This window comes from Pseudomonas putida, from assembly GCF_005080685.1.
GTDB lineage: Bacteria > Pseudomonadota > Gammaproteobacteria > Pseudomonadales > Pseudomonadaceae > Aquipseudomonas > Aquipseudomonas putida_V.
This window is the reverse complement of record NZ_CP039371.1, coordinates 3,522,466-3,548,941: the sequence shown is the minus strand read 5'-3', so window position 1 is coordinate 3,548,941 and position 26,476 is coordinate 3,522,466. Positions and strand designations below refer to the sequence as shown.

Below are 26,476 nucleotides of genomic sequence, written 5' to 3'. Positions count from 1 at the left end.
CATGGACTGGCTTTTCACCTATTGTCGGAAGTCCGTTACCAGCGATGGGTAGGTCCATGGAGAAAGTCATCGTCATCACCGGTGCCAGTCGCGGCATCGGCGCGGCCACAGCGTTGCTGGCCGCTCGTCAGGGTTATCGAATCTGCATCAACTACCATGCCGACGACCAGGCTGCCGAGCGCGTCCTTGCCCAGGTACGCGCGCTTGGCGCCGAAGCCATCGCGGTGCGGGCCGATGCCAGCGTCGAGGACGAAGTGATCCAGTTGTTCCAGCGCGTGGACCACGAGCTTGGGCCGGTCAGCGCCTTGGTCAACAACGCCGGAACCATCGGCCAGCAGAGCCGGGTGGACGGCATGTCCGAGTTTCGTCTGCTCAAGGTCATGAAAACCAACGTCGTCGGTCCGATGCTCTGCGCCAAGCATGCGCTGCTGCGCATGTCTCGCCGCCATGGCGGCCAGGGTGGGGCCATCGTCAACGTATCGTCAGTGGCCGCACGGCTTGGATCGCCCAACGAATACGTCGACTACGCCGCCTCCAAGGGCGCGCTGGACACCTTCACCCTGGGCCTGGCCAAGGAAGTGGCCGGCGAAGGTGTGCGCGTCAATGGCGTGCGCCCCGGCTATATCCATACCAGCTTCCACGCATTGTCCGGCGATGCCGATCGGGTAGCCAAGCTCGAACCGGGCTTGCCCATGGGGCGGGGTGGCCAGCCGGAGGAAGTCGCCGAAGCGATCATCTGGCTGTTGTCGGACAAAGCGTCCTATTCCACCGGCAGCTTCATCGACCTTGGTGGCGGGCGCTGAGTCGGCAAGCGCTCAGGATTGCAGCAGCTCAGTGGCGCGCTCGGCCAGCAGCGCCAGGCTGAACGGCTTGTTCAGGACGCGAGAGTCGGGTATTGGCTGGCCTTGGTTGAACGCAGCGCTTTCGTCGTATCCGGTGATGAAAAGTACTTTCAGACCGGCATGCAAGGCCTGGGCGTGTTCGGCCACCTGACGGCCATTTACCCCATCGGGTAGCCCGACATCAGTGATCAGCAGATCTGGACGAGGACTGTTGTACAGATGGTCGATCGCAGAATGCCCTGAGTCGAACACCTGCACCTGGTGTCCCAAGTCCTCCAATACCTCGGTGATCACCCGGCGCATCGCCGCCTGGTCCTCTACCAGCATGATCCGACAGGAAGCCGCTATGGGTAGTGCAAGCGTATGCGGCGTATACTCCTGATCCGTCGCAACCCCTCGATAACGGGGCAGGTATAGCTCGATATGACTGCCAACACACAGCTCTGACTGAATGTGTAGCTGGCCACCGGATTGCCGCACGAAACCGTATACCATCGACAAGCCGAGCCCCGTCCCTCGGCCAATTGGCTTGGTTGTGAAAAACGGGTCCACGGCACGCGCCAGTACGTCTGCCGTCATGCCTTGGCCGGTGTCCTTCACACCCACACGTACGAAATCGCCCTCATGTAGGTCTAGATCCCGGGCTCGCTCGGCATCGAGGGAGACATTGTCGGCAGAGATACTGACGAGGCCGCCATTGTGCATGGCGTCACGCGCATTCAGGCAAAGGTTCAGCAGTGCACTCTCCAATTGGGGGGGATCGATGAACGTGGGCCACAGCGCCTCGGCGAAATGGCTGCGCAGCGAGAAATCCGGACCAAGACTGCCCCTTATCAAGTCCTCCATATCTTCGACCAGCCGACGTACGTCGGTAGCTTGGGGTTGTAGGGTTTGTTGGCGCGAGAAGGCTAGAAGGCGATGCACCATTGCCGACGCGCGCTGGGCTGAACTGTTGCTAACGGCCAGAAGGCTGGCAAGCTCGTCGAAGCGCCCTTGTTGTATCCTCTGCTGCATCAATTCCTGGGCACCCAGGATACCGCCGAGGAGGTTATTGAAGTCATGGGCAATGCCGCCCGTGAGCTGGCCTACCGCTTCCATTTTCTGTGCTTGACGCAGGGCCTGCTCGGCTTGGATCAAGCGCTGCTGGTCAGCGACCCGTTCGCTGATGTCGTAGGCGAAGACGAAGGCGGCGACCACGACACCATCATCGCCGCGAATACAGTTGAAACGGAGTTCGTAATAGCGCTGGGCAGGGCTAAGGCCGAACAACTCGGTCACGATGAATTGCTCACCGGAAAGCGCCCGTTGCCACAGGCTCAGGATCATGTCGTGTTCGCGCTGATCGCACTTTAGCAACGCTGGCATCGCATCACCGACGCTGGGTAACGTTCCGTAAAGGGAATGAAAGTCCAGCCTTGCCTGGCGGTTGATGGCCAGCCAACGCATCTCTGTATCCAGTACGTGGACATTGGCCGCGCTGTAGTCGACCAGCCGGGAGAAAAACTGCCGCTCGGAAAGCGCGGTATGCACCTGCTGCTCGAGATTTTCGTTGATCTGCAGCAGCATCTGATCGGCTTTGCTCCGCGCAGTGACATCCCTGAACAGCACTGCGACCTGGCGTCGAGTAGCAGGTTCGATCCGAAAGCAGGTGACTGCAAGGATGTGGCCAGTGGCTATCAGCTCTTGCTCAAAGTGTGATGACTCCCCTGTGCGCCACACTTCACTAAAACGCGCTACCCATTGATCCGCTTCGTTGGGAATCAAGTCACGTACGCATTTACCGACCACATCCCCGGTCCCGGCATGTTTCACATAGGCAGCATTGGTCAGCACGTGCGAATAATCGCTGAGCGGGCCGTGCGGGCCGTCGAGCAACTCAAGGATGCCGAAGCCTTCATCCATCGTTTCGAACAGTGATCGGTAGAAATGCTGGTCGTTCTGTTTGTAACGCGCCAGGCGCGATTCGAGCTGAGCATTGATGCGCTGCAATCTTTCGATTTGCTGGATTGGCGAGGATTGGCGGCGAGAGGACATCACGATGCTCGGCAGAAAGGTCTGCGCTGACTGTAGCGGGTCCTCGCGATAAGCGGTAATGATTCGGAAACTTAAAACGAACGAATGATACGCCCCAGCGTTTCCATGGCGTGCTCGGCGCTAGAGCCCCAAGGGCTGCCGTAATTCAAGCGTATGCAGTTGCCGAATCGCTGTGTCGGGGAAAAAATCGGCCCCGGTGCGATGCTGATGCCTTGGGCGAGCGCCAGATGGAACAGCTTGAGCGCGTCCAGTCGTTCGGGCAGTTCCAGCCACAGGAAGTAACCCCCAGAGGGTTGGCTGACCCTCGTTTGCGATGGAAAGTACTGGGTGATGGCGGCAAGCATGTTGGCTTGCTGGCCCTCCAGCGCATAGCGCAGCTTGCGCAGGTGACGATCGTAGCCACCGTGCTGCAGGTAGTCGGCGATGGCCGCCTGTGCCGGCATCGAGGCGCATAGCGAGGTCATCAACTTGAGCCGTTCGATCTTGCGCGCGAAGCGCCCGGCGGCCACCCAGCCGATCCGGTAGCCGGGTGCCAGGCTTTTGGCAAACGAGCCGCAATGCATCACCAGGCCCTGGGTGTCGAATGCCTTGGCCGGTTTCGGAGCCTGCTGCGAATAATAGAGTTCGGCATAGACATCGTCTTCGATCAATGGCACCTGATGGCGTGTGATCAGTTCCACCAGCGCCTGCTTCTTCGCCTCCGGCATGCTGGCGCCCACCGGATTCTGGAAATTGGTCATGCACCAGACGGCCTTGATCGGGTGCTTTTGCAGGGTTTGCGCCAGTACGCCCAGGTCCATGCCTTCGCGGGGGTGCACGGGAATCTCGACTGCCTTGAGCTTCAGGCGCTCGAGCACTTGCAGGCAGGCATAGAACGCCGGCGCTTCGATGGCCACCAGGTCGCCGGGCTCTGTCACCGCTTGCAGGCACAGGTTCAGGGCCTCCAACGCGCCGTTGGTGATCAGCAGCTCCTCCATCGGCAGCATCAGGCCGCCGACCATGTAGCGCAGGGCAATCTGCCGGCGCAGCTGCGGATTGCCCGGCGACAGGTCGGTGACCACCATGCGTGGATCCATGGCGCGGCTGGCGCTGGCCAGCGAGCGTGACAGGCGCTGCAAGGGGAACAGTTCAGGGCTGGGGAACGCCGAGCCGAACGGCACGGTGCTGGGATCCTTGATCGATTCCAGGATCGAGAACACCAGTTCGCTGACATCCACCTCGGTGGACTCGCTCAGTGGCTGTTCGGCCTGCGGCTCGCGGAAGGGGCGCGGCGTATTGGCGTTGACGAAATAGCCCGAGCGCGGCCGTGCGCGGATGAGCCCACGGCGCTCCAGCAGGTAGTAGGCCTGGAACACCGTGGACGGGCTGACCCGGTGGGTCTGGCTGGCGTAACGGACCGACGGCAGACGCTGGCCAGGGCCAAGCACCCCGGAGCGGATCAGTTCGGCAATGTCGTCGGCAAATTGTTCGTAGCGTTTCATACGGGCTCGGCAGGCGAGGGGGTCGGCCCAGTATGGCGCCTGAACTGTTTGCAATACAGGAGCAGGCTTGGTGATTTGAACCGTATCAGATGACAGAGCCAGGTGTGCTGGCCTTCAAGTGCTTGCGGCTATCCCTGGCGCCTGCGACGGTGAGCGCATCTGCCTCGGCTTCGGTGATCGGCACGCGCTCGCCTGCCAGCACCGCCACCGACATGCGTAGATGCTCGTCGGTAACGATTTCGATTTCCTCACCTTTGCCTTCAATGGGCAGGTGATCGCCAATGAGCGTGCAGGTGGATCCGTCGATTTCGATGGGCATGACTGTGGCCTCCTGGGGCGGTTATCCATTGAGACCGCAGCGGGAGGCGGGACGTTGCATTCTCTGATCTAGCCTTTCGCGTCGGATCGCCGCAAAAGGGCTGGAACACACAGCGAAATCTCATGGTCAACCGCTTATCCAACACGGCGGGAGATCTTCGATGGACCCATGGTGGGATTCGATCTGGCAAGCCATCGAGGCCGAATTCGCCGATATCGCCGATACCCGGGAAGTCACGCAGATCATGGTGCGCCTGCTGATGGCCGCGGTGCTCGGCGCGGTGCTGGGGTTCGAACGCGAACACAAGGGTAAATCGGCGGGTGTACGGACCCATATGCTGGTGTCATTGGGTGCGGCGCTGTTCGTGCTGGCGCCGAGCATGGCCGGTGCCGACGCCCAGGCACTGAGCCGGGTCATCCAGGGTATCGTCGCGGGGATCGGTTTTCTCGGGGCGGGCACCATCCTCAAGGGCAACGGCCGGGACACCAGTCACGTCAAGGGGCTGACCACTGCGGCAGGCTTGTGGATGACGGCGGCGATCGGCACGGCGGCCGGCATGGGGCGCGAGGCCACGGCGCTGATCAGCACGGTGCTGGCGCTGCTGGTACTGGGTACGATGCCGTTGCTGGTGGAAAAGATCGAGGGGCAGGAGAAGGAGGAACAGGCGGTGAAGCAGGAAGAGGAGGAGGGCAGGAAGCACTGAGGGGAGCCGAAGCTCCCCTCAAAGCGTTGTTGCCTGCTCTTTTCTTATTATTGAAGACTGGCCTTTTGTTGTTTTTGTAAGCCTGCCTCGGTGTAGCGGGTGACCCCCATGCGGGGTCAAGAGCAAACGTATTTTTTTGAGCGCTGACCTGTTTTCATCTTGCGATCCGTTCTGACTGCCGCTACCTGAAGGTAGTTTTATTGTTCTGTGTCAGCCCGCGGGGACGAACCCCTGGAAAATCTGTCGACTCCAAAAAAATCTGCTTGCTACGCCTCTGCCGTGTTGTTCTTGTTATGTCAGAGCCGTTACCTGTTGTTTTTATTGGGTATCGCATTTTTGTTGTTCTTGTACCAAAGATATAGCAGGTGCCGTGCCAACTTTTAAAAATCCTTTAAAATCAATGTGTTAATGATTTTGAGTGGATTGCGTGGCCGGGAAATTCTGTCGATTTGTTTCCCTGTTACCCGATTTTCTGTGGTGGTGGGCAGGGGAGGTAACACTCCCGCCCACACTTGTGTGACACCCGTATGACTCAGTGCGCGCTGCGCGCCCGCGCCACTCGCGAGCCGTTGGCGCGCCCGAGCACGGCGCTGATGCGCTGGCCTGCGGCAATCAGCTTGTCGAGGTCGATGCCGGTGTCGATGCCCAGCCCTTGCAGCAGAAACACCACGTCTTCGCTGGCAATATTGCCAGTGGCGCCCTTGGCGTAGGGGCAACCACCGAGGCCGGCCACCGAGCTGTCGAACACGGCGATGCCCTCGAGCAGGCTGGCGTAGACGTTGGCCAGCGCCTGGCCATAGGTATCGTGGAAGTGCCCGGCCAGCTGTTCCCTCGGCACCTGGGCAGACACCACTTCGAATAGGCGGCGGGTATCGCCGGCGGTACCGGTGCCGATGGTGTCGCCCAGCGAGACCTCGTAGCAGCCCATGTCGTGCAGGGCCCGCGCCACCGGCGCCACCTGCTCTGCGCTGACCTTGCCTTCATATGGGCAGCCCAGCACGCAGGACACATATCCGCGCACCCGCACGCCATGGCTGCGGGCCGCCTCCATGATCGGCTCGAAGCGCTTGAGGCTGTCACTGATCGAGCAATTGATGTTGCGTTGGGAAAACGCCTCGGAAGCCGCAGCGAACACCGCCACTTCCTTCACGCCGGCCGCCAACGCATCCTCGAAGCCACGCAGGTTGGGGGCAAGGGCTGCATAGGTGACGCCTGGGCGTTGCTCGATGGTGGCGAACACCTCGGCGGAGCCAGCCATCTGCGGTACCCATTTGGGCGAGACGAAGCTGCCCACTTCTATATAGCCCAAGCCAGCCGCGCTCAGGTCGTCGACCAGGCGCACCTTGTCGGCGATGCTGATGGGTTGGGCTTCGTTCTGCAGGCCATCGCGTGGCCCCACTTCGACCAGGCGGACTTTGTTCGGCAACGGCATGGCAAGGCTCCAGTGACGGGTCAGGCTTTGTGGTTGTTGTTCAGGGTGGCGGCCAGGGCCTGTTCGCAGCGTTCCTGGGCGGTGTCGAGTTCGAGCTGCATCTGATGGATGTCGAGCATATGTTGTTCGAGCTGACTGCGACGTTCGGCGATCTTCGCCAGCATGCTGTTGAGCTGCTTGAGGTTGCCGCTGGTTGGGTCGTACAGCTCGATCAGCTCGCGGCATTCGGCCAGCGAGAAACCGATGCGCTTGCCGCGCAGGATGAGCTTGAGACTGACCTTGTCCCGCGCCGAGTAGACGCGTTCGAGACCGCGACGCTCGGGGCTGAGCAGGCCTTGTTCTTCGTAAAAGCGGATAGCCCGGGTGGTGATGTCCAGCTCACGGGACAGGTCGGAAATGCTGTAGGTCTGGCTGCTCATGCGTGGCGCTCGACGGAAGGTATGCCACTATCCTGAATGCAGGTTGACGTATACGTCAAGCAGAAGCCGAAACCACCCTGTTGTGCCGGCTGTGGTCAGTCTGGTTGTTGCGCTCGGCGGTAGTGGTTGGGGGTCTGGCCGCTCAGGCGTTTGAAGAACCGTGCGAAGTAGGTCGGATCGCTGAAACCCAGGTTGTCCGATAGCTGGCCGATGCTCATCTGGGTGTAGGTCAGGTTACGGCGGGCTTCGAGCAATAAACGCTGGTGAATGACTTGCAACGCGGTTTGCCCGCTCAGCGCCCGGCACAGTTGGTTGAGTTGCAGGCTGGTGATGTTCAGGCGGGCGGCAAACGCCTCCACGCTCAGGTGCTCGCGGTAGTGCGCCTCGACCAGGCGCAGGTATTGACCCAACAGTTGGCGGTCCCGTTCGTCGCGGTTACGCGGCGCCTGGCCCAGTTGCTGGCGGCGGCTGATCCACACCATCAGGGCCGTTACCAGCGCCTCGAGCATGGCCGCACGTGCTGGCGCCGTCCCCTGATACTCCTGCTGCAGGGTCTCGATGAGGCTGCGCAGCGAGCGCCGGTCCTTGCCCAGCGCATAGCACCCAGGGGCCGCCAGCACGTGCAGCGGCGCGCCGAGACGCTGCTCCAGATCGGCTACCAGGGCGGGGCCGAAGGTAAGGACGTAGCCTTCGATGTCGGCGCTGAAACGAAACCCGTGCACCGCCAGCGGTGGCACCACCTGGATGGCAGCCTCGCGGATGATGGTGTTCACGCCTTCGATCTGCACCTGGGCTTCGCCGCGCTGGACGTACAGCAACTGGCACAGGTCGGCATGCTGGTGCGGCTTGATTTCCCAATGGTGCAAGCGGCTGCGTGCCGGGATCGACTCACAGTGCAGCAGGTCGGTGCTGGGCCAAGCCTGGTTCTCACCATAAAGCTGGAACAGTGGCACGCCCGGTAAGGTGGATTTCATTGTTATCTGCCTGTTCGTTAATCGAACGTTTTTTGTAAAAGTGCAGTTTTTGCATCGGATAGCACACTTTTTTAGCGGGGTTTGCCCGTAAAAATGCAAGGGCAAACCCTAACAGCAGATGCTCGCCACTGCCAGAGGTGGGGCGCCATCGCCACAACGAGACAACAACAATGAAAACTCAGGTTGCAATTATCGGTGCGGGTCCGTCGGGCCTGCTGCTTGGCCAGCTGCTGCACAACGCTGGCATCGAAACGGTCATCCTTGAACGCCAGACTGCCGAATACGTACTTGGCCGCATCCGCGCCGGTGTGCTCGAACAGGGTACCGTCGATCTGTTGCGCGAGGCCGGCGTCTCGGCCCGCATGGACGAGGAAGGGCTGGTTCACGAAGGCGTCGAACTGCTGGTGGCCGGGCGCCGTCAGCGCCTGGACCTGAAAGGCCTGACCGGTGGCAAGACGGTGATGGTCTACGGCCAGACCGAAGTCACCCGCGACCTGATGCAGGCGCGCGAGGCCAGTGGCGCGCCGATCTTCTATTCTGCCAGCAATGTCCAGCCCCATGAGCTCAAGGGCGAAAAGCCCTACATCACGTTCGAAAAAGACGGCGAGACCTACCGCCTGGATTGCGACTATATCGCTGGCTGCGATGGCTTCCACGGGGTGTCGCGGCAAAGTATTCCCGAAGGTGTGCTCAAGCAGTACGAGCGCATCTACCCGTTCGGCTGGTTGGGTCTGCTGGCCGATACGCCGCCGGTCAATCACGAGCTGATCTACGCACACCATGAGCGGGGCTTCGTGCTCTGCAGTCAGCGGTCCAATACCCGTAGTCGCTACTATCTGCAGGTGCCGCTGGACGATCGCGTCGAAGCTTGGTCGGACGAGCGCTTCTGGGACGAGCTCAAGGCGCGTCTGCCTGAAGATGTCGGTGCGCGACTGGTCACTGGGCCTTCGTTGGAAAAGAGCATCGCGCCGCTGCGCAGTCTGGTGGTCGAGCCGATGCAGTACGGCAACCTGTTCCTCGTTGGCGATGCGGCGCACATCGTTCCGCCTACCGGGGCCAAGGGGCTGAACCTGGCGGCTTCCGACGTCAACTACCTGTTCCGGATTCTGGTCAAGGTTTACCGGGAAGGGCGTACCGACTTGCTTGAACAGTATTCGCCGTTGGCGTTGCGGCGGGTTTGGAAGGGGGAGCGGTTCAGTTGGTTCATGACCCAGTTGCTGCATGATTTTGCTGGGCACAAGGATGACTGGGATCAGAAGATGCAAGAGGCGGATCGGGAGTATTTCCTGTCGTCCCAGGCGGGGTTGGCGAATATTGCCGAGAACTATGTGGGGTTGCCTTACGAAGAGGTGGCTTAGGTCGGCATTTGGCATTTGGCATTTGGCATTTGGCATTTGGCGTTGGCGTTGGGCGTTGGGTGAATATCCATTTGCGACGGTGGCGTTGAGTCACCTTTCCGCTTTTACAGCGGGTCACTTTTTGTCAAACGCCACAAAAAGTAACCAAAAAAGGCTGGCTCCCACATACGGCCCCTACGCTGCGCTTCGGGGTTCCCTCGCTTCGGCGGCTTGCGGGCCCGCGCGGCCTACGACTTGCTCCGCAAGTCTACATCTCGCGCCTCCGGCTACGCCGGAGGGTGCTGCGCACCTGGCCCTCCAGCCGCCTACGCTCGGCCTCCTGAGGTCGCGGGTAGATCAAGAGCAAGAGCAAGATCAACAGCCAGAGCAACGGCAGGCGAATCGCTGTGCTCTCGCGGTTTACCTATCGCTTTGTGTTGGCGGCTAGTGCGTTCTGTTTTTCGAAGATAACGCCAGTGCAGGCGCCGCCGCTAACTTTGCGACGTCAGGAGGCCGAGCGTAGGCGCCTGTAGGGCCAGGTGCGCAGCACCCTTCGGCGTAGCCGAAGGCGCGAGATGTAGACTTGCGCAGCAAGTCGTAGGCCGCGCGGGCCCGAAAGGCGCCGTAGCGAGGGGACCCGTAGCGCAGCGGAGGGCCGGATGCAGGAGCAAGCGGTTTTGCCTACTTTTTCCAAGAAAAAAGTAGGCCGCCGTAAAGGCGGCAGGGGCCAGTAGCGCCGCTACACCCAATGGATCAGCTCACGATCTAAATGCCAAGCCAAGCCAAGCCCAGCCCAGCCCAGCCCAGCCCAGCCCAGCCCCTCAAACCCTCAAGGCATCCCCAACCACTCCGGCAACGCCAACGATATAAACGGCACATACGTCACCAAGATCAGGAACAGCAACAGAATCGACAACCAAGGCAACGCCGCACGAATGGTCTGCCCCAAGGTCAACCCAGTCACCGCCGAGGTCACGAACAGGTTAAGCCCCACCGGCGGATGCACCAACCCGATCTCCATGTTCACCACCATGACGATCCCAAGGTGAATCGGGTCGATCCCAAGCTTCATGGCAATCGGGAAGAAGATCGGCGCCAGAATCAGGATGATCGCCGAAGGCTCCATGAAGCTTCCCGCCACCAGCAGCACGATGTTGACCATGATCAGGAAGCCAATCGGCGTCAGCCCCTCGGACATCACCCACTGGGTGATCTGCTGGGGAATCTGCTCGGTGGTCAGCACGTGGGCAAAGAGCATGGCGTTGGCGATGATGAACAGCAGCATGATGGTCAGCCGCCCGGACTCCAGCAGCACCTTGGGGCAATCCCGCAGGCGCATGTCCTTGTACACGAACAACGCAATGAACGCCGAGTACACCGCCGCCACGGCTGCCGCCTCGGTGGGGGTGAACATGCCGCTGTAGATGCCGCCGAGGATGATCACCAGCAGCAACAGGCCCCAGAACGCGCGCCTGGCGGTGCTCAGCCACTCGGCGAAACTGGCCCGGGGTTGTGCCGGCAGCTTCTTCACCCTGGCAACGATGTAGATCGTCACCATGAGCGCCACGCCCAGCAGGATGCCCGGTATCACACCGGCCATGAACAGCTTGCCGACCGAGGTCTCGGTGGCGGCCGAGTACACCACCATCACGATCGACGGCGGGATCAGGATGCCCAGGGTACCGGCGTTGCAGATGATGCCCGCGCCGAATTCGCGTGGGTAACCCGAACGCACCATCCCGGCCACGGCAATCGAACCCACAGCCGCTACCGTGGCGGGCGAGGAGCCCGACAGCGCGGCGAACAGCATGCAGGCCAGCACCGCAGCGATGGCCAGGCCGCCTCGGATATGGCCGACGCAGGCATTGGCGAAGTCGATCAGGCGTTGCGCCACGCCGCCGGTGGTCATGAACGCACCCGACAGCAGGAAGAACGGAATGGCCAGGAAGGTGTAGCTGTCGGACGTCTCGAACAGCTTGATCGCCAGCGAACTCAGCGAGTCCTGGCTGAACAACAGGATCGACAGCGCCCCCGACAAACCCAGGGAAATCGCGATCGGCACCCCCAGGAACATGAACACGAACAACAACAGAAACAGACAGAGAACCGTCATCAGTGATGCTCCTCACCGGGGTTGGCCAGCTTGCTCGCTTCCGCGGCCTCGTCGGCCAGGCCCAGGCCGTATTGGCGGTGGGTGTAGAGGCGGTAGAGGATTTCCAGGTAGCGCACGATGATCAGGGCGAAGCCCAGTGGCACGATCAGGGCGATGTGGCCGATCTTGATGCCGTAACGATCCAGGTCCTCGGCGCCGATACCGGCAGCGAGTACCGCGCTCACCCACTTGATGCTGGCCAGCAGGAACAGCCCGGCGTAGGCCAGGCAGCAGGCGCAGGCGATCATCGCCAGGACCCGCTGCACCGGTTTGCGCGTGCGCCGCACCAGCACGTCGACGCCCAGGTGGCCGGCGGTACGCACGCCATACGAAATGCCGAAGAAGATCAACCAGCCGAACAACACCTTGGTCAGGGCGATGCTCCAGGTCATTTCCTGGGCATAGCCCATCAGGTGGTCACCGATCGCCAGCAGCAGGTCGCTGGCCCAGGCCCAATGATCACTGAGGCTGTAGAACATCGAATAGAGGTTGTTCAAGGCCACGTAGATGAAGGTCACCAAGGTCATGGCCGCCAGGAGGAAGGCGATCATGCCTTCCTCGAAATGCTCCCAGACACGCCTGAGCGCTTGCATAGGAATTCTCCACGAAGAGAGGGGTGGGCCACCCAGGCGACGGGTGGCCCAGACAGGGCGGGGTGGCTGTCAGGACGCTTTGTTGGCGTCGTCGGCGGCCTTGATCAGGTCGGCGCCGATCTGGTCGGAGAATTTCTCCCATACCGGGCGCATCGCCTCACGCCAGGTTTCCCGTTGCTCAGCGGTGATCGGGTCGATTTCGCTGGTCTTGGAATCGATGATCTTCTGCTTCGAGGTCTGGTTGAGCGCCTCGGCCTGTTTGTTCACCTCGACGGTCACCTTGTCCATGATCGTCTGCAACTCGCCCCGTACGTCTTCAGGCAGGCCATTCCAGAACTTGGCGTTGGTGATCACCATGTAGTCGATCAGGCCGTGGTTGGTCTCGGTGAAGAATGGCTGCACTTCGTTGACCTTCTGGCTCTCGTAGTTCGACCAGGTGTTCTCGGTGCCGTTGACGGTACCGGTCTGCAAGCCCTGATAGACCTCGGCGAAGCTCATCTTGCGCGGGTTGGCGCGAATCGCCTTGAACTGCTCCTCGAGCACGCTGGAAGCCTGCACGCGGAACTTCAGGCCACGGGCGTCCTTGGGCAGGATCACCTTCTTGTTCGCCGAAAGCTGCTTGAGGCCGTTGTGCCAGTAGGCCAGACCACGGATCCCCTTGTCTTCCATGGAGGTCAGCAGCGCCTTGCCTTGCGGGCCTTGCTGAAAGCGGTCGACTGCGGCCAGGTCGTTGAACAGGAATGGCAGGTCGAAGATCTGCACCTGCTTGTTGTAGTGCTCGAACTTGGCCAGCGAGGGCGCCAGCATCTGCACGTCGCCCAACAGTAGGGCTTCCATTTCCTTGCCGTCGCCGAACAGCGACGAGTTGGGGTAGACCTCGACCTTGACCTTGTCCTTGAGCTGCGGGTCTTCGGCGACGAGTTTCTGGAACATCAGCGCGCCTTGGCCTTTGGGTGTGCTGTCGGCTACCACGTGGGCGAACTTGATGATGATGGGATCGGCGGCCTGGGCCAGGCCCGCCATGGACACGGCGGCGGCGCACAATAGCGCCTGGGTGAGTTTGAACATCGATGACACCTCGGATTTATTGTTGTTGAGGGTTGGCATAAAGATGGCGCAATGGGCTGCGTGTGGAGAATCAGCTTTTGTGTAAGGCGGCGTTCGGCAAAGCCGAACGCGGGCGAAATGACTGCCCCTGCCGCTCCCACGCTGTTCAGCCTCGATGCTGGCCCAATAGCCGCTGCGCCCGCAGCAATACCGGCGCATCGACCATCTGCCCGTCCAGTTGGAAGGCGCCGGCGCCATTGGCAGCCGCGCTGGCCGACACCACTCGACGCGCCCAGGCCAGCTCTTCGCTGCTGGGCGCCAAGGCGGCATGGATCACCGACACTTGCTTGGGATGGATGCACAGCGCTCCGCCGTAGCCCATGTCGCGGGCATGGCGCATCGCTTGCCGCAACCCCTCAGGGTCGCCGATGGCCGGGTACACGCCATCGAGCGGTGGCAGCAGATCGGCGCCGCGCGAGTGCAGTTGCACCGCCATGCGCGCCTGATCGAGGAACTGCCGGGCGGCCTCGCTTTCGGTATTGAGATCGAGGTCCAGGGCCAGGTCGAGGCTGCCGAACGACAAGCGCTCGACGCCCTCGGCGGCAGCGATCTGTGCCAGTGCCAGCAGGCCCTTGGCGCTCTCGATGATCGGCCAGATCGGCTTGCCGCCGTGCCAGGCGACCGCTACCTGGGTGGCATTTTCCACCTTGGGCAGCAGCAGCCCGACGACCCCCGGCTGCTGCGCGCAGAAGGCCAGGTCGTTGGCATGCTCCGGGTGTTGGGGCGCATTCACCCGGACCCACACCGCGGCTTCTGGCTCGACCTGCAGGAACGCTGCGAGGTGCGCTCGGGCCTGCTGTTTCAACGGCTCTTCCACGGCATCCTCGAAATCGACGATGACCGCGTCGGCTCCGGCTGCCAGCGCCTTGGCGAAGCGCTCGGGGCGGCTGCCGGGGACGAACAATGCGCTGCGAACCCGGTTCATACCACGCCTCCGGCAGCCAGGTCGGCCTGTTGCTCGGCGCTGAAGCCGAGCTCGGCAAGAATCGGCTGGGTGTGCTGCCCCAGCCCCGGCACCGCGTCCATGCGTGGGCTGAACGCGGCATTGCGCCCCGGCGGCAGCAGCGACGGCAACTTGCCGGCCGGGCTGTCGACCTCGCGCCAGCGGTCGCGGGCGCGCAGCTGTGGGTGTTGCCACACCCCGTGCATGTCGTTGACCCGGGCATTGGCGATCTGCGCCTGCTCCAGGCGCTCCACCACATCGTCCAGCGACAGGCTGGCGAAGCGCTCGATGATCAGTTGACGCAGCACGTCGCGGTTTTCCGAGCGCTTGAAGTTGGCACTGAAGCGGTCATCGCTGGCCAGCGCCGGGTCGAGCAGCACCTTGTCGCAGAACAGCGCCCATTCGCGCTCGTTCTGCAGGCCGAGCATGATGGTGCCGCCATCGCCGGTGGGGAAGGGGCCGTACGGATAGATGGTCGAGTGCGATGCGCCTGCCCGCGGCGGTGGCGGCGCACCGTCGTAGGCGTAGTACATCGGGTAGCCCATCCATTCCACTAGGCTTTCCAGCATCGATACGTCGATGCGGCTGCCAACGCCCGTCTTGTCGCGCAGCATCAGCGCTGACAACACCCCGGTGTAGGCGTACATGCCGGCGGCGATGTCGGCGATCGAGCAGCCAGCCTTGGCCATCTCGTCCTCGCCAGGGCCGCCGGTTACCGAGAGGAAGCCGCCCTCGCTCTGGATCAGCAGGTCGTAGGCCTTTTTCTTTTCATAAGGGCCGCCTTCGCCGTAACCGGAGATATCGCATACGATCAGCTGCGCAAAGCGCGCGTGCAAGGCCTCGAACGACAGGCCCATGCGCGCTGCCGCGCCTGGGGCGAGGTTTTGCACCAGCACGTCGGCCTTGGCCAGCAGCGATTCGAGGATACCTTCGGCAGCGGGTTGCTTGAGGTCGAGGGTGAGGCTCTCCTTGGAGCGGTTGGTCCAGACGAAATGCGAGGCCAGGCCGTCGACGCGTTGGTCATAGCCGCGGGCAAAGTCGCCGCTGCCGGGGCGCTCGATCTTGATCACGCGGGCACCCAGGTCGGCCAGTTGCCGCGTGCAGAACGGCGCTGCGATTGCGTGCTCCAGGCTTACGACAGTGATGCCGTCAAGTGGACGGGGCGTGGGTTGGGTCATGTCAATCACCTGTGGGTCTGGGTTGCGGGGCGCGGCTCAATGCAGATCTGCCAGCGTGCTGGCGTCACGCAGTTGCCACACCCGTTCGATCAGTTGCTTGCCCTGGGCCTCGCTGCGTGCACCGGAGTAGGCCAGCAAGCGCTGGAACTTGGCTTCCAGCTCCGGGCGACTGAGGGTGTTGCCCGGGTCGCCCTTGGGGTCGTCGATGGCGGCGCTGTAGTGGCGCCCCTGCACATCGGTGACCTCAACGCGGCCGAGCCAGCGTGCCGGATAGGCCGCATCCACTTCTGCGTCGAGCTGCATCTGGACCTTCTCGCGCAGGGCGGCGACCCTTGGGTCGGTCAGTGCCAGGTCGCGGAACTCCAGCAGTTGCGCGCTGCCATGCACGGCGATCAGGCCCAGTACGGTGCCCATGGAAAACTTGGCTTGGTGCACGGTGGTTGGGACGGTGACCCGGCCGAGCACATCGATGGCACCTTGGTGCACGCGGGTCACCACCTTGGCGATCTGCTCGTGGCCCAGGCCTTCGCGCTGCATCAGGTGCAGCAGGGCATCGGCGGCGGGATGGGTGTGGCGGCACGAGGCGTGGAACTTGAACGAGGTCTCGACCAGTGCCCAGCGCGTACCCAGGCGATCGCTCAGGCGTGTCGGGTCGGCGTCGCTGGACATGCCCGCAGCCATGCCTTGGTCGCCTTCGAGGATGTTGCGTGCACCGCTGAGGCCGTCGGCGGTCAGGTAGGCGGCGAGCAGGCCATCGGCGGCAGCCTTGGCAGTGTGCAGTTGCTTGGAGTCAGCGGCATCGCGCAGGAACTCCCACAGCCCGGCGGCCTGGGTTCCGGCGCTGCCCAGCAGGTTGATGAACTGCTCCTGGTTGAAATCGAGCAGCTTGCCCACGCCTACTGCAGCGGCCAAGGTGCCGACCGTGGCGGTGGTGTGGAAGATGCGGTAGTGCGAACGGCCAAGGAACTCGCCGATGCGAATGCCGGCTTCATAACCCGCAACGGCTGCCAGCAGCAGGTCCGGGCCGGACTTGCCGAGGTCTTGCGCGGCGGCCAGCACGGCGGAGAACACCACGGTCGCCGGGTGCAGCACCGAGCTGTTGTGCAGGTCGTCCTGTTCGACCAGGTGCGAGGCAGCGCCGTTGACCAGGGCGGCGAAGTAGGGCGAGGAACTGCGCCCGTTGGTCAGGATCCGCGCGTTGCCCTCGGCTGGCCCCATGCGCTCGGCATAACGCTCGAACAGTGGAATTGGGTGCGAGCCCTGGCTGGCCAGGGCCGAGCCCAGCCAGTCGAGGAACAGGTCCTCGGTGCGGTCGAGCACGTGGCCGGGAATCTGGGCGTAACGCAGGTCGGCGAGAAAGCCCGCCAAGGCTTGGGTATGGTGCATGGTCAGGCCCTCAGAAGCTGCGTGGCAGTTCGAGCAGATGCTCGGCCACATAGGAAAGGATGAGGTTGGTGGAGATCGGCGCTACCTGGTACAGGCGGGTTTCGCGGAACTTGCGCTCGACGTCGTATTCGCAGGCGAAGCCAAAGCCGCCGTGGGTCTGCAGGCAGGCATTGGCGGCTTCCCAGCTGGCCTTGGCGGCCAGGTACTTGGCCATGTTGGCGGCGGCGCCAGCGTTGCGGCCGCTGTCGTATTCCTCGCAAGCGCGCCAGCGCATCAGGTCGGCGGCTTCGATTTCGATATGCGCCTCGGCGATGGGGAATTGCACGCCCTGGTTCTGCCCGATCGGCCGACCGAATACCACGCGGTCGCGGGCGTAGGCGCTGGCCTTCTCGACGAACCAGCGACCGTCGCCGATGCACTCGGCAGCGATCAGCGTGCGCTCGGCATTGAGGCCGTCGAGGATGTAGCGAAAGCCCTTGCCTTCTTCACCGATCAGGCTGCTGGCGGGGATTTCCAGGTTGTCGAAGAACAGCTCGTTGGTTTCGTGGTTGACCATGTTGGCGATGGGCTGAACAGTCAGGCCGTTGCCGATCGCGTCGCGCAGATCGACCAGGAAGATCGACATGCCTTCGGACTTCTTCTTCACCTCGGCCAGCGGCGTGGTGCGCGCCAGCAGGATCATCAGGTCGGAGTGCTGGACCCGCGAGATCCATACCTTCTGGCCATTGATCACGTACTTGTCGCCTTTGCGCACCGCAGTGGTCTTGAGCTTGGTGGTGTCGGTCCCGGTAGTGGGCTCGGTGACGCCCATCGACTGCAGGCGCAACTCGCCGCTGGCGAGCTTGGGCAGGTAGTAGCGTTTCTGTTCGTCGCTGCCGTTACGCAGCAGGGTGAACATGTTGTACATCTGGCCATGGACGGTGCCGGAATTGCCACCGCAGGCATTGACCTCTTCGAGGATGACCGACGCCTCGGCAAGGCCCAGGCCCGAGCCGCCGAATTCCTCGGGGATCATCGCCGACAGCCAGCCGGCATCGGTCATGGCCTTGACGAAGGCTTCGGGAAAGCCCTTCTCCTCGTCGATCTTGCGCCAGTAGCTGGCATCGAATTCGGCGCACAAGGCGCGCACGCCTTCGCGGATGGCGTTGAGGTCATCACTGTCGTACGTATGCATGGGATATCCCTGTCAGGTATCAGTCGAAAAGCACTTCGGCGCTCTGCGCGACGCCATCTCCGTTGCCCGCCCACAGTTGGGCCTGGCCGGGTTCGCTGATGTGGCCGGCGACTTCGAAGGGGGTCGGAACGGTCAACGGGCGTACGCCGCGATAGGCGAAGCGCCGCACTTGCTTGCCTGGGTTGGCGCGCAGGAACGCGCGCAGGTTGAGCGTGGCGATCATCGGGCCATGCACCACCAGGCCGGCGTAGCCTTCGGTATCGGTGACGTAGGGATGGTCGTAATGGATGCGGTGGCCATTGAAGGTGACGGCGGAGTACCGGAAAAGCAGGGTCGGCGTGGGTGCGATCGTTTCGCTCCAGTCAGCGTGGGCAGGGGTCGCCTGGCTTGCGAGCTTGGGCGGGTTGGGTTCGCGGTAGACGATGTCCTGCTCTTCGCGCACGCACAACTGGCCATCTTGCGAGTAGTCGTGGCGTACGGTGACGAACAGCAGCGCGCCGGTGCGGCCGTGCTTTTCCTCGATGTGGAGGATGGTGGACAGGCGCTCGGCCTCACTGCCAACCCGCAGCGGGGCGATGAATTCAACGCGGCCCCCGGCCCACATGCGGTTGCGCTGGTCGGCCGGTGGCAGAAAGCCGCCACGGGCGGGGTGGCCGTCGCTGCCCAGTTGCGGCTCGGGCACCGGTTCCTGGAAGAAGCACCACATCCACAGCGGTGGCAGCGGTTGCCCGACGGCGGGGGCGATGTCGCCGAAGGTCGCGGCGATGCGCTTGACCAGATTGCGGCTCAGCTCGTCATGGACCCGCTCGGTGCGGCCGATCCACGGGCTGTAGTCGATGGGCGGATTTATAGCAGTCATCACCATGGGCCTCTGCATTTGTTGTTATGCGGCGATCATGCGAGGCGTCTGGCATTCTGTGAATTTGCATTTGCATAAAGCAGCGTTCATGTATGCTGAACGCCATGAGTTTGCCTGCACCGGAGCCCGCATGCATTTTGACCTGGCTGACCTTAGGCTTTTCATTCACATCGGCGAATCGCCGAGCCTGACCCAGGGCGCGCGTCGTGCGTTTCTCTCGCCAGCCGCTGCCAGCGCCCGCATCAAGGCACTCGAGGCGCAGCTCGACACCCGTCTGCTGTACCGCGACAGCCGCGGCGTCGAGCTGACCCCTGCAGGGCACAAGCTGCTGACCCATGCGCGCCTGATCATGCGTCAGGTGGATTATCTCAAGGCCGAGTTCACCCAGTTCGGCACCGACTCGGCCGGGCATATCCGCATCTTCGCCAACACGACTGCAGTCACCGAGTTCCTGCCCGAGGTACTGGCAGGCTTTCTGGCCAAGCGCCCCGGCGTGACCGTCGATCTGCAGGAGCGTCTGTCTCGGGATATCGTCCGTGGCGTGCTCGACGGCAGCAGCGACATGGGCATCATCGCCGGGCCGGTGGAGGCCAGTGGGTTGCAGGTCATGCACTTCAGCACCGACCGCCTGGTGTTGATCGTGCCGGCGGGGCACGAACTGGCGCGCTCAGGGAAGGTGACGTTGAAGCAGACCTTGGCGTTCCAGCACATCGGTTTGCACGATGGCAGCACGCTGCTGAGTTTTCTGCGCGATCACGTCGAACGCATGGGGCTGAGCCTGTCGCTGCGCATTCAGCTGTCCAGTTTCGAGGCCATCTGCCGGTTGGTGGAGGCGGGCGTGGGCATCGGCATCCTTCCCGAATCGGCGGCGCTGCGGCACAGTCAGACCATGAACCTGGTCACCATCACCTTGGACGAGCCTTGGGCGGTACGCGAGCGCAGTATTCTGGTCCGCGAGCTGGATGCGCTGCCTGGGGTGGTGCGGGCGTTGATTTCTACGCTGATGCCGGCGGGGGCGGTGGGGGGCTCGGCGGTAGGGATGTAGTGCGGCGTTTCGCGAAGTGTGCGCTGTAGGGTTTTGGTGTCGCATATATCGAGCGCCGCCCGCGCGGCGCATCGCGACGCAAGGCCGCTCCCACATCTGTTTCGGGCCAATTATGTCTGATAGGCCATGGTTGTCAGCCTGGTGGGCCCGGCGCGATATCTGTGTTGCCCCAAAGGCGGACAACCATGGCCTGACAGACAGTGGCACGTTGCAACAAATGTGGGAGCGGCCTTGCGTCGCGATGCGCCGCGCGGGCGGCGCTCGATTTCAGCGGCACCCCAACTCCCAAGCGCACGCTTCGCGATGCGCCGCGCGGGCGGCGCTCGATTTGTGCGGCACTGCAACTCTCCAGCGCACGCTTCGCGAAGCGCCGCGCTACCAATCTCAAGCGAACCTACCAAGACCCTAAAAGAAACTCCGCTGAGCCTTCAAGGTAACCACACTCTCGCAATAGGTATTGATGCCCGCATAAGCATCGCAGCCACCCCCACTGAGATCGGAGTTGCTGTAGATCAGATCCAGATCCAGGCCCAGCCAGGGCCGCGAGAGCTGCAGCGACCAGTCTGAGAAGGCATCGACCTGGCTGCCATCGCCGATGGTGAAAGGGGTACCCAACTGGTGATGGGCCAGTTTGACCGTGAGGTCCACATCAAGCAGCGGCAGGCGCCCTAGGTCGGCGAACAGGGTGCTGGTGCGGTTGTCGGGGTTGTCGCGCAGCGCACCGCCGATGCGGCTGCCAAGTATCGAAAGGCCGCCATACAGGGCATAGCTGTCGGGGCCGGCGATGTTCGGTTGGCTGTAGTGGATCAAGCCCACCTCGTAGCCGAGGGTGCTGTCGAAGCGGTCCTTGTAGCCCAGGTAGCTGTCCAGGCGCAGGGTCGAGTCCGGGGCCACGCCCATGCTCGGGGCGTACTGGCCGAAGTACAGACCGCTCGGGTGGCTCAGATCGAGACCGCCGTGGAAGGCGCCCACGGCGCTGGGTGAAATCAACCCCTGGGCCATGCTGCGCGAAGGTGTGGTACCCAGCGTGAAATTGAAGTCGCCCAGTTCGCGCTGGATCTGCTGGGCGTGCAGCGTCGGGCTCAACAGCAGGGCCGCGCTCAGCAACAGAAGGGGCCTGGTCATGGTCTCCGTCCTGGAAGGCTTGCTCTAGAGGGGGCCAGGATACCTGGGTTGGCCGGCAATGGTACACCGTCAAGGGCGAACGGGTCGCGATTGCAGCTGCCGCAGGCAACTTTCCGATCATTGGCGTGCCGGTATTTGGCGTTGCGCTACGCTTGAAAAACCGAGCCCAGCGATACTGCGGGGAGCCTGAAATGGAGCCGCAAGCGCAAGTGCAACGTCGGCCTCTGCTGGAGCCGATCGACCGCATCACCGAAGTCATTTTCGGCCTGCTCATGGCCATGACGTTCATTGGTTCGCTGAGCGTGGCCACCGCCCAGCGCGAAGATGCACGATTGATGCTGATCGCGGCATTTGGCTGCAACCTGGCCTGGGGATTGGCCGATGCCGTCATCTTGTTGTTACGCACCTGGACCGAGCGCACCCGTAGCCGCACTCTGTTGGCCCGCCTGCAAGCGGACCAGATCGGCGCGCTGGGCCGTCGCCTGATCGGCGAGGCGCTGCCGGAGCGTATCGGCCAATCCCTGGACGACAATGGCCTTGAGTTGCTCAGGACGCATCTGTTACGCGATGCCGGGCGTGCATTGCCGGCGCGGCTTGGCGTGGATGATTTCAAGGCGGCACTGGCGACCTTCCTGCTGGTGGTGCTGGCCACCTTCCCGATGGTCGTTCCGTTTCTGCTGATAGAAGCCACCGGCATGGCCATCCGCGTGTCGCATCTGGTGGCGTTGGCCATGCTCTACCTGGCCGGTTGCCTGCTGGCGCGGTATTCAGGCGGGCGAACCCAGCTCACCGGCCTGTGCCTGGCGCTGGTCGGCGCGGCGCTGATCCTGGCGATCATCGCCCTGGGCGGTTGAGGTCGGCATGTGCGCAGAACGGACGGGCGAACTCTGGAGCAATGGCAGCCCTTTGCTAACTTTGTTCCACGGCACGGCTGCCGGCTGTCCAACCACTTTTCCAACGCGGTATGACCTCATGGGGAACTGCGATGCGCATGCCATTGTTATGCGTCGTGTCGGTGGTAGTGTGCCTGAACCTCCCAGCCGGCAGCGCGCTGGCTGAAGACCTGCCGGCGCCCGATCCCGCGCCGGCGCAGGCCAAGCAGGCGGTGTTCAACCAGGAACAGCTGGTCCAGATGACCGCGCCCATCGCACTGTATCCCGACCCGTTGCTGGCCCAGATATTGATGGCCGCCACCTACCCAGGCGAGGTCAGCGAAGCGGTGGCCTGGTCCAAGGCCAACCCCAAAGCCCAGGGTGACGACGCGGTCAAACAGGTGGCGAGCCAGCCCTGGGATCCGAGCGTGCAGGCGCTGGTGGCGTTTCCCCAGGTGCTGGTCACCCTCGGCCAGGACCCGGTCTGGGTGCAGCGCCTGGGCGATGCCTTCCTGGCCCAGCCCGACGACGTCATGGCCAGCGTGCAGCGCCTGCGCCATCAGGCCCAGGCTGCCGGCAACCTGCAAAGCAACCAGTACCAGAACGTCACCGTGCAGGCCGCCCCGGCGCCGAGTGCCCAGGCTGCTGGCAACGCACCTGCCGCACCTGCCAGCACTAGTTCGACCACCACCATCGTCATCGAGCCTGCCGACCCGCAGGTGGTGTACGTGCCCACCTATAACCCGACCACCACCTATGGCACCTGGGCGTATCCCGCCTCACCACCGGTGTACTACCCACCATCGCCGCTGTACTACGCGGGGTCTGCGCTGATGGCGGGGCTGGCGTTCGGCGCGGGCGTGGCGATCATCGATTCACTGTGGGGCGATTGCGACTGGGGCAACAACGACATCGACGTCAACGTCAATCGCTACAACAACATCAATGCCAATAACCGCATTGGCAACAACCAGGGCAAATGGCAGCACAACGCCGTGCACCGCGATGGCGTGCCATACCGTGACAATCGTAGCCGCGAGCAATACGGCCGCCAGCTGCAAGGCGCCAACCAGCGCACGGCCTTCCGTGGCGACGATGCGCAACGCGCCCAGGCCCGTGACCGGGCGCGCTCGTCGATGGACCGGGCTGGGATCGAACGGCCCGCCACTTCCAACCAGCAAGCGCGTGAGCGCGTCCGCGAAGCCAAGGCCAGCGGTAACCTGGGCAATCGGGTCCAGGCCGGTGCCGATCGCTCCGGGGTTGGCGAGCGCCGCCAGGAACCCCGGACCCAGCGCGAACATGCTCCCCGGGCGCAAAACACCCAGGCCCGCCAGGCCGTGCAGAACCGGGCGGGTAGCAGTGCCGGCAGAGCCCGTGACAACGCTTTTGCCGGCGTGCGTTCACCGTCGCGCAGTGCGGCGCAGGCCAATCGGGGCCGCACCAGCCAGTCGTTCGCCCAGCGGCCGAACACCTCGCGCGCAGCCGGCAAACAGATCTCGAGGCCCAGCGCGCCAATGCGCCGTGGCGGGGGAGGTGGCCGTCGATGAACAGCAAAGCGATCGGTGCCGCATGGGCAATGGCGTTGAGCCTGGCGTGCTCAGGCCTGGCCCTGGCGCAACAGGCGTTCACCGCCCCCGAGCAAGCGGTGGATGCCTTCATCCAGGCCCTGGGCGTCGAACCGCCCGACGAGGCGCGTCTAGCCCAACTGCTCGGCGATGACTGGCGCACCTTTATTCCCCGAGGCGGCGTGCAACGCAGCGATGTCGAAGCGTTCTTGCAGGCCTACCGCGAGCAGCACAGCCTGCAACGCAATGCCGATGGCAAGGTCATCCTGGCGGTCGGCCCCGATCATTGGACGCTGCCTATCCCGCTGAGCAACAGCCCCAGCGGCTGGCGCTTCGACCTCAAGGCCGGCCTCGCCGAAATCCGCGCGCGGCGCATCGGCCGCAACGAGCTGGCCGCCGTGCAGTCGGTGCTCGCCTACCATGACGCGCAGATGGAATACGCCACCCAGGACCGCAACGGCAATGGCGCACTGGAATACGCCCAGCACATCTTCAGTACGCCCGGTAAGCACGACGGCTTGTATTGGGACGATGAGCAGGATGGCCAGGTCAGCCCGCTGGGGCCGCTGTTCGGCAAGGGGCGTACCGGCAAGGACTGGTACGGCTACCATTTTCGCATCCTCGACGGGCAGGGCGCCTCGGCACCGGGCGGTGCCTACAGCTACCTGATCGGCAACCAGATGAGCCGTGGCTTCGCCTTGGTCGCCTGGCCGGCGCGCTACGGCGACAGCGGCGTGATGACCTTCATGATCAGCCATGACGGGCAAGTGTTCGAAAAGGACCTCGGACCGCACAGCGACCAGTTGGCCAAGGCCATGACGCGCTTCGACCCGGACGACAGCTGGAAGGAAGTGGACGTCGACAGCGATGATTGAGCGGCACTGGGGCACCGTGCCGCACGATGGCTACCAGATGTTGAAGGTGTAGGTGATCAGCACCCGGTTCTCGTCCACGTCGGTGGTTTCACTGCCGCGGTACATCACGTTGCGCAGGCGAAAGCCCAAGCCCGCCAAGGGGCCGCTCTGGATCACATAGCCCAGGTCGATGTCGCGCTCGCGTTCGGTGGCCGACTGGTTGCGGATCTGGAAATCGTCGGCGCGGATGTAGCGAGCCATCAAGGTCAGGCCAGGCAGGCCCATGGCCGCGAAATTGTAGTCGTAGCGCAGTTGCCAGCTGTCCTCGCCAGCCCGGACGAAGGGCTGGTAGGTGCCGTTGTTGAACGCCCAGGGGTCGGCGACCAGCAGAAACGGCAAGCCCGTCTCGCCGCTCTGCTGCTGGTAGGCAACGCCCAGCGAGTGGCCGGCGCTGGAGTAGGTGACCATGGCTGCGCGAAAGCGGTTGTCCACGGTGGTGCGCCCACGACTGTCACTGTCGAACAGGCGCAGGTCGGTCTTGAGCTTGCGATCGCCACCCAGTGGCAGGGTGTAGACCAGATCGGCGATGTTCTGCTGGTAGTTGTCCTTGAGTTCGGCGCGGTACAGCGTGCCGGTCAGTTGCGGGGTGAAGTTGTACACCGCGCCCGCGTAGTTGAAGCGGTCGGTCGGTTTGCCTCCTGTTGAGCCATCGGCGTACATCACGATGTCCTCGTAGTCGCTCGAATCGCGCTGGTGCATCTGGCGGAACTGGCCGCCGGTCAGGGTCAGGTCGTCGATGTCGTTGGATTGCAACTGGGCGCCCTGGTAGGTCTGTGGCAACAGGCGAGTGTCGTTGCGCACCACCACCGGCAGCACTGGCTCGTGATCGCCGACGGTCAGCACCGTGTTGCCGATGCGCGCCTTACCGGTCACACCGAGGAAGGCGAATTCGTCGGCGGGGCTGCCGCTCACCGGGTTGCGTCGCAGGGCGCCAGTGCCGCTGGTGCCGCTGCCGGAATCGAGCTTGATCCCCACCAGCCCCAGGGCGTCGACGCCAAAGCCCACGGTACCCTCGGTGAACCCCGACTGCGCACGCAGCAGGAAACCCTGGGTCCAGTCCTCGGCCTTGCTCTGGCTCTTGCCATCGTGGCGCGGGGTATCGGGCTGGTCGGCATCGCGGAAGTCGCGGTTCATGTAGAAGTTGCGCAGTTCGAGGCGCAGGTGGCTGTCGTCGATGAAAGCGGCGTCGGCCAGGCCGGGGCTGAGCAGGGCGGCGAGCAGGGGCAGTTGCCTGACAGGTGAGCGGGTGAGATACGGCATGATGTTTACCTGTAATTGTTTTTGTTTTTGAGCAGGGCGGATAAACAAATGCGTTAAATCATTTTGTTGCGGTTTTTTGTTCTGAATTCAATGTCAATGGTCGCTTTAAACATATCAATATCATTACCTAAATAGGCGTTATTATCTGCTGCTCCAAGTGGCGCCTGCTTACTGCCTGAGTAAGGTTGTCTGGGGGTGACGCCGCCCGGTCCTGATGACCGGGTGGCGACAGGGTCGTTTTCAGTCCTCGTTACTGGTGGGCGGGTGGTCGCCGCCCAGGTCGACCTTGCTCAGATCGGTATTGAGCTTGTTCAGCAGGTGCAGCAAGCCGACCGTGTCGTCGAAACTGAAGCCCTGCAAGGCCTGGCCGTAGAACTCGTAGATGCGCCCTTGCAAGGATTGCCAGAACCGCAGGCCGGAGGCGGTCAGCAGCACCAGGCGAGCACGGCCGTCGTCCGGGTGTGGCACGCGCACCACATGGTTGTCGCGTTCCAGGCGCTTGAGCACGCCGTCCAGGTTCTGGCGGCTCACCACCAGGTACTCGGTCAGTTCGTTGAACGAAACACCTTGTTCGGCGCCCTCGCGGGACAGGGCACCGAGTACCGCCCATTGCACGGTGCTGATGCCAAATTCGCTCTGGACCTGGCGCTGCAGGGTGTTTCCGGTCTGGAAGAGCCGGAAGAACAACCGGTTAGGGATGCTCTTCGCCTCGTTGGTGGTCATTACCGCTCCTTGTCCGATCGGCTAACGGGTGCGCTGCCA

At 63.1% G+C, this 26,476-nt stretch carries 24 protein-coding genes; 7 read left to right on the top strand and 17 right to left on the bottom strand.

The window, feature by feature from the left end; all coding sequences use genetic code 11:
- Window positions 1-56: 56 nt before the first annotated feature.
- A complete protein-coding gene (locus tag E6B08_RS16135; RefSeq protein ID WP_136914962.1) occupies window positions 57-803 on the top strand; it encodes an SDR family oxidoreductase in 747 nt (248 codons plus the stop codon).
- A 12-nt stretch (window positions 804-815) separates the two neighbouring features.
- On the opposite strand, the gene E6B08_RS16130 is transcribed toward E6B08_RS16135, so the two are convergent.
- The 3 genes from E6B08_RS16130 to E6B08_RS16120 form a co-directional block, all read right to left on the bottom strand.
- Window positions 816-2,876, bottom strand: coding sequence for a PAS domain-containing sensor histidine kinase (locus E6B08_RS16130; RefSeq protein WP_136914961.1), 2,061 nt, complete (start codon window positions 2,874-2,876; stop codon window positions 816-818).
- A 71-nt stretch (window positions 2,877-2,947) separates the two neighbouring features.
- Complete coding sequence (mapR, locus tag E6B08_RS16125; RefSeq protein ID WP_136914960.1) at window positions 2,948-4,357, bottom strand: GntR family transcriptional regulator MpaR; 1,410 nt, start codon at window positions 4,355-4,357, stop codon at window positions 2,948-2,950.
- Window positions 4,358-4,442: 85 nt separating this feature from the next.
- Window positions 4,443-4,676: a DUF3203 family protein gene (locus tag E6B08_RS16120; RefSeq protein WP_136914959.1), complete on the bottom strand. Its 234-nt coding sequence runs from the start codon at window positions 4,674-4,676 to the stop codon at window positions 4,443-4,445.
- Between the two features lie 160 nt (window positions 4,677-4,836).
- Between E6B08_RS16120 and E6B08_RS16115 the strand changes: the two genes are divergently transcribed.
- Window positions 4,837-5,379 carry an MgtC/SapB family protein gene (locus E6B08_RS16115; protein WP_136914958.1) on the top strand — a complete coding sequence of 181 codons (543 nt, stop codon included), beginning with the start codon at window positions 4,837-4,839 and terminating at the stop codon, window positions 5,377-5,379.
- Between the two features lie 532 nt (window positions 5,380-5,911).
- Here E6B08_RS16115 and E6B08_RS16110 read toward each other — a convergent pair.
- The 3 genes from E6B08_RS16110 to E6B08_RS16100 all read right to left on the bottom strand — a co-directional run bounded on the left by E6B08_RS16110 (window position 5,912) and on the right by E6B08_RS16100 (window position 8,204).
- Window positions 5,912-6,811, bottom strand: a complete 900-nt coding sequence (locus E6B08_RS16110; protein WP_136914957.1) for a hydroxymethylglutaryl-CoA lyase — start codon at window positions 6,809-6,811, stop codon at window positions 5,912-5,914.
- A gap of 20 nt (window positions 6,812-6,831) precedes the next feature.
- Entirely contained in the window at window positions 6,832-7,230 is a 399-nt protein-coding gene (locus tag E6B08_RS16105) for a MerR family transcriptional regulator (RefSeq protein ID WP_136914956.1), read from the bottom strand.
- Between the two features lie 95 nt (window positions 7,231-7,325).
- Window positions 7,326-8,204: a helix-turn-helix domain-containing protein gene (locus E6B08_RS16100; RefSeq protein WP_136914955.1), complete on the bottom strand. Its 879-nt coding sequence runs from the start codon at window positions 8,202-8,204 to the stop codon at window positions 7,326-7,328.
- A 170-nt stretch (window positions 8,205-8,374) separates the two neighbouring features.
- Here E6B08_RS16100 and pobA point away from each other — a divergent pair, with 170 nt between their 5' ends.
- Window positions 8,375-9,562, top strand: a complete 1,188-nt coding sequence (gene pobA / locus E6B08_RS16095) for a 4-hydroxybenzoate 3-monooxygenase (protein WP_136914954.1) — start codon at window positions 8,375-8,377, stop codon at window positions 9,560-9,562.
- An 808-nt stretch (window positions 9,563-10,370) separates the two neighbouring features.
- Here pobA and dctM read toward each other — a convergent pair.
- The 8 genes from dctM to E6B08_RS16055 form a co-directional block, all read right to left on the bottom strand.
- Complete coding sequence (gene dctM, locus E6B08_RS16090) at window positions 10,371-11,654, bottom strand: C4-dicarboxylate TRAP transporter large permease protein DctM (protein WP_136914953.1); 1,284 nt, start codon at window positions 11,652-11,654, stop codon at window positions 10,371-10,373.
- Window positions 11,654-12,286, bottom strand: coding sequence for a TRAP transporter small permease (locus tag E6B08_RS16085; RefSeq protein WP_136914952.1), 633 nt, complete (start codon window positions 12,284-12,286; stop codon window positions 11,654-11,656). Before E6B08_RS16085 ends, dctM begins: the two co-directional genes overlap by 1 nt.
- 69 nt (window positions 12,287-12,355) lie before the next feature.
- Window positions 12,356-13,354: a TRAP transporter substrate-binding protein gene (locus E6B08_RS16080; RefSeq protein ID WP_136914951.1), complete on the bottom strand. Its 999-nt coding sequence runs from the start codon at window positions 13,352-13,354 to the stop codon at window positions 12,356-12,358.
- A 145-nt stretch (window positions 13,355-13,499) separates the two neighbouring features.
- Complete coding sequence (locus E6B08_RS16075; RefSeq protein ID WP_136914950.1) at window positions 13,500-14,318, bottom strand: HpcH/HpaI aldolase/citrate lyase family protein; 819 nt, start codon at window positions 14,316-14,318, stop codon at window positions 13,500-13,502.
- Window positions 14,315-15,514 carry a CaiB/BaiF CoA transferase family protein gene (locus E6B08_RS16070; RefSeq protein WP_136914949.1) on the bottom strand — a complete coding sequence of 400 codons (1,200 nt, stop codon included), beginning with the start codon at window positions 15,512-15,514 and terminating at the stop codon, window positions 14,315-14,317. The genes E6B08_RS16075 and E6B08_RS16070 overlap by 4 nt, the downstream gene beginning before the upstream one ends.
- A 36-nt stretch (window positions 15,515-15,550) precedes the next feature.
- Window positions 15,551-16,900 (bottom strand): MmgE/PrpD family protein, encoded by a 1,350-nt coding sequence (locus tag E6B08_RS16065; protein ID WP_136914948.1) that lies wholly within the window; start codon window positions 16,898-16,900, stop codon window positions 15,551-15,553.
- Window positions 16,901-16,910: 10 nt separating this feature from the next.
- The gene (locus tag E6B08_RS16060; protein WP_136914947.1) at window positions 16,911-18,074 is read right to left on the bottom strand and encodes an acyl-CoA dehydrogenase family protein; all 1,164 of its coding nucleotides are present in this window, start codon (window positions 18,072-18,074) and stop codon (window positions 16,911-16,913) included.
- Window positions 18,075-18,093: 19 nt separating this feature from the next.
- The gene (locus E6B08_RS16055) at window positions 18,094-18,933 is read right to left on the bottom strand and encodes an FAS1-like dehydratase domain-containing protein (protein WP_136914946.1); all 840 of its coding nucleotides are present in this window, start codon (window positions 18,931-18,933) and stop codon (window positions 18,094-18,096) included.
- A gap of 130 nt (window positions 18,934-19,063) precedes the next feature.
- On the opposite strand from E6B08_RS16055, the gene E6B08_RS16050 reads away from it, so the two are divergent.
- Complete coding sequence (locus E6B08_RS16050) at window positions 19,064-19,978, top strand: LysR family transcriptional regulator (RefSeq protein WP_136914945.1); 915 nt, start codon at window positions 19,064-19,066, stop codon at window positions 19,976-19,978.
- A gap of 405 nt (window positions 19,979-20,383) precedes the next feature.
- On the opposite strand, the gene E6B08_RS16045 is transcribed toward E6B08_RS16050, so the two are convergent.
- Window positions 20,384-21,103 (bottom strand): TorF family putative porin, encoded by a 720-nt coding sequence (locus tag E6B08_RS16045; protein WP_136914944.1) that lies wholly within the window; start codon window positions 21,101-21,103, stop codon window positions 20,384-20,386.
- Between the two features lie 191 nt (window positions 21,104-21,294).
- Between E6B08_RS16045 and E6B08_RS16040 the strand changes: the two genes are divergently transcribed.
- From E6B08_RS16040 to E6B08_RS16030, 3 genes are all read left to right on the top strand, one after another.
- The gene (locus E6B08_RS16040; protein ID WP_136914943.1) at window positions 21,295-21,957 is read left to right on the top strand and encodes a hypothetical protein; all 663 of its coding nucleotides are present in this window, start codon (window positions 21,295-21,297) and stop codon (window positions 21,955-21,957) included.
- Window positions 21,958-22,088: 131 nt separating this feature from the next.
- Window positions 22,089-23,522: a DUF3300 domain-containing protein gene (locus tag E6B08_RS16035; RefSeq protein WP_136914942.1), complete on the top strand. Its 1,434-nt coding sequence runs from the start codon at window positions 22,089-22,091 to the stop codon at window positions 23,520-23,522.
- On the top strand, window positions 23,519-24,415 hold the full coding sequence (locus E6B08_RS16030) for a DUF2950 domain-containing protein (protein ID WP_136914941.1): 897 nt from the start codon (window positions 23,519-23,521) through the stop codon (window positions 24,413-24,415). Before E6B08_RS16035 ends, E6B08_RS16030 begins: the two co-directional genes overlap by 4 nt.
- A gap of 30 nt (window positions 24,416-24,445) precedes the next feature.
- Here the strand turns inward: E6B08_RS16030 and E6B08_RS16025 are convergent, their stop codons facing one another.
- Window positions 24,446-25,714 carry an OprD family porin gene (locus E6B08_RS16025; RefSeq protein WP_136914940.1) on the bottom strand — a complete coding sequence of 423 codons (1,269 nt, stop codon included), beginning with the start codon at window positions 25,712-25,714 and terminating at the stop codon, window positions 24,446-24,448.
- 240 nt (window positions 25,715-25,954) lie between these two features.
- Window positions 25,955-26,437: a MarR family winged helix-turn-helix transcriptional regulator gene (locus E6B08_RS16020; RefSeq protein ID WP_136914939.1), complete on the bottom strand. Its 483-nt coding sequence runs from the start codon at window positions 26,435-26,437 to the stop codon at window positions 25,955-25,957.
- Between the last annotated feature and the right edge of the window lie 39 nt (window positions 26,438-26,476).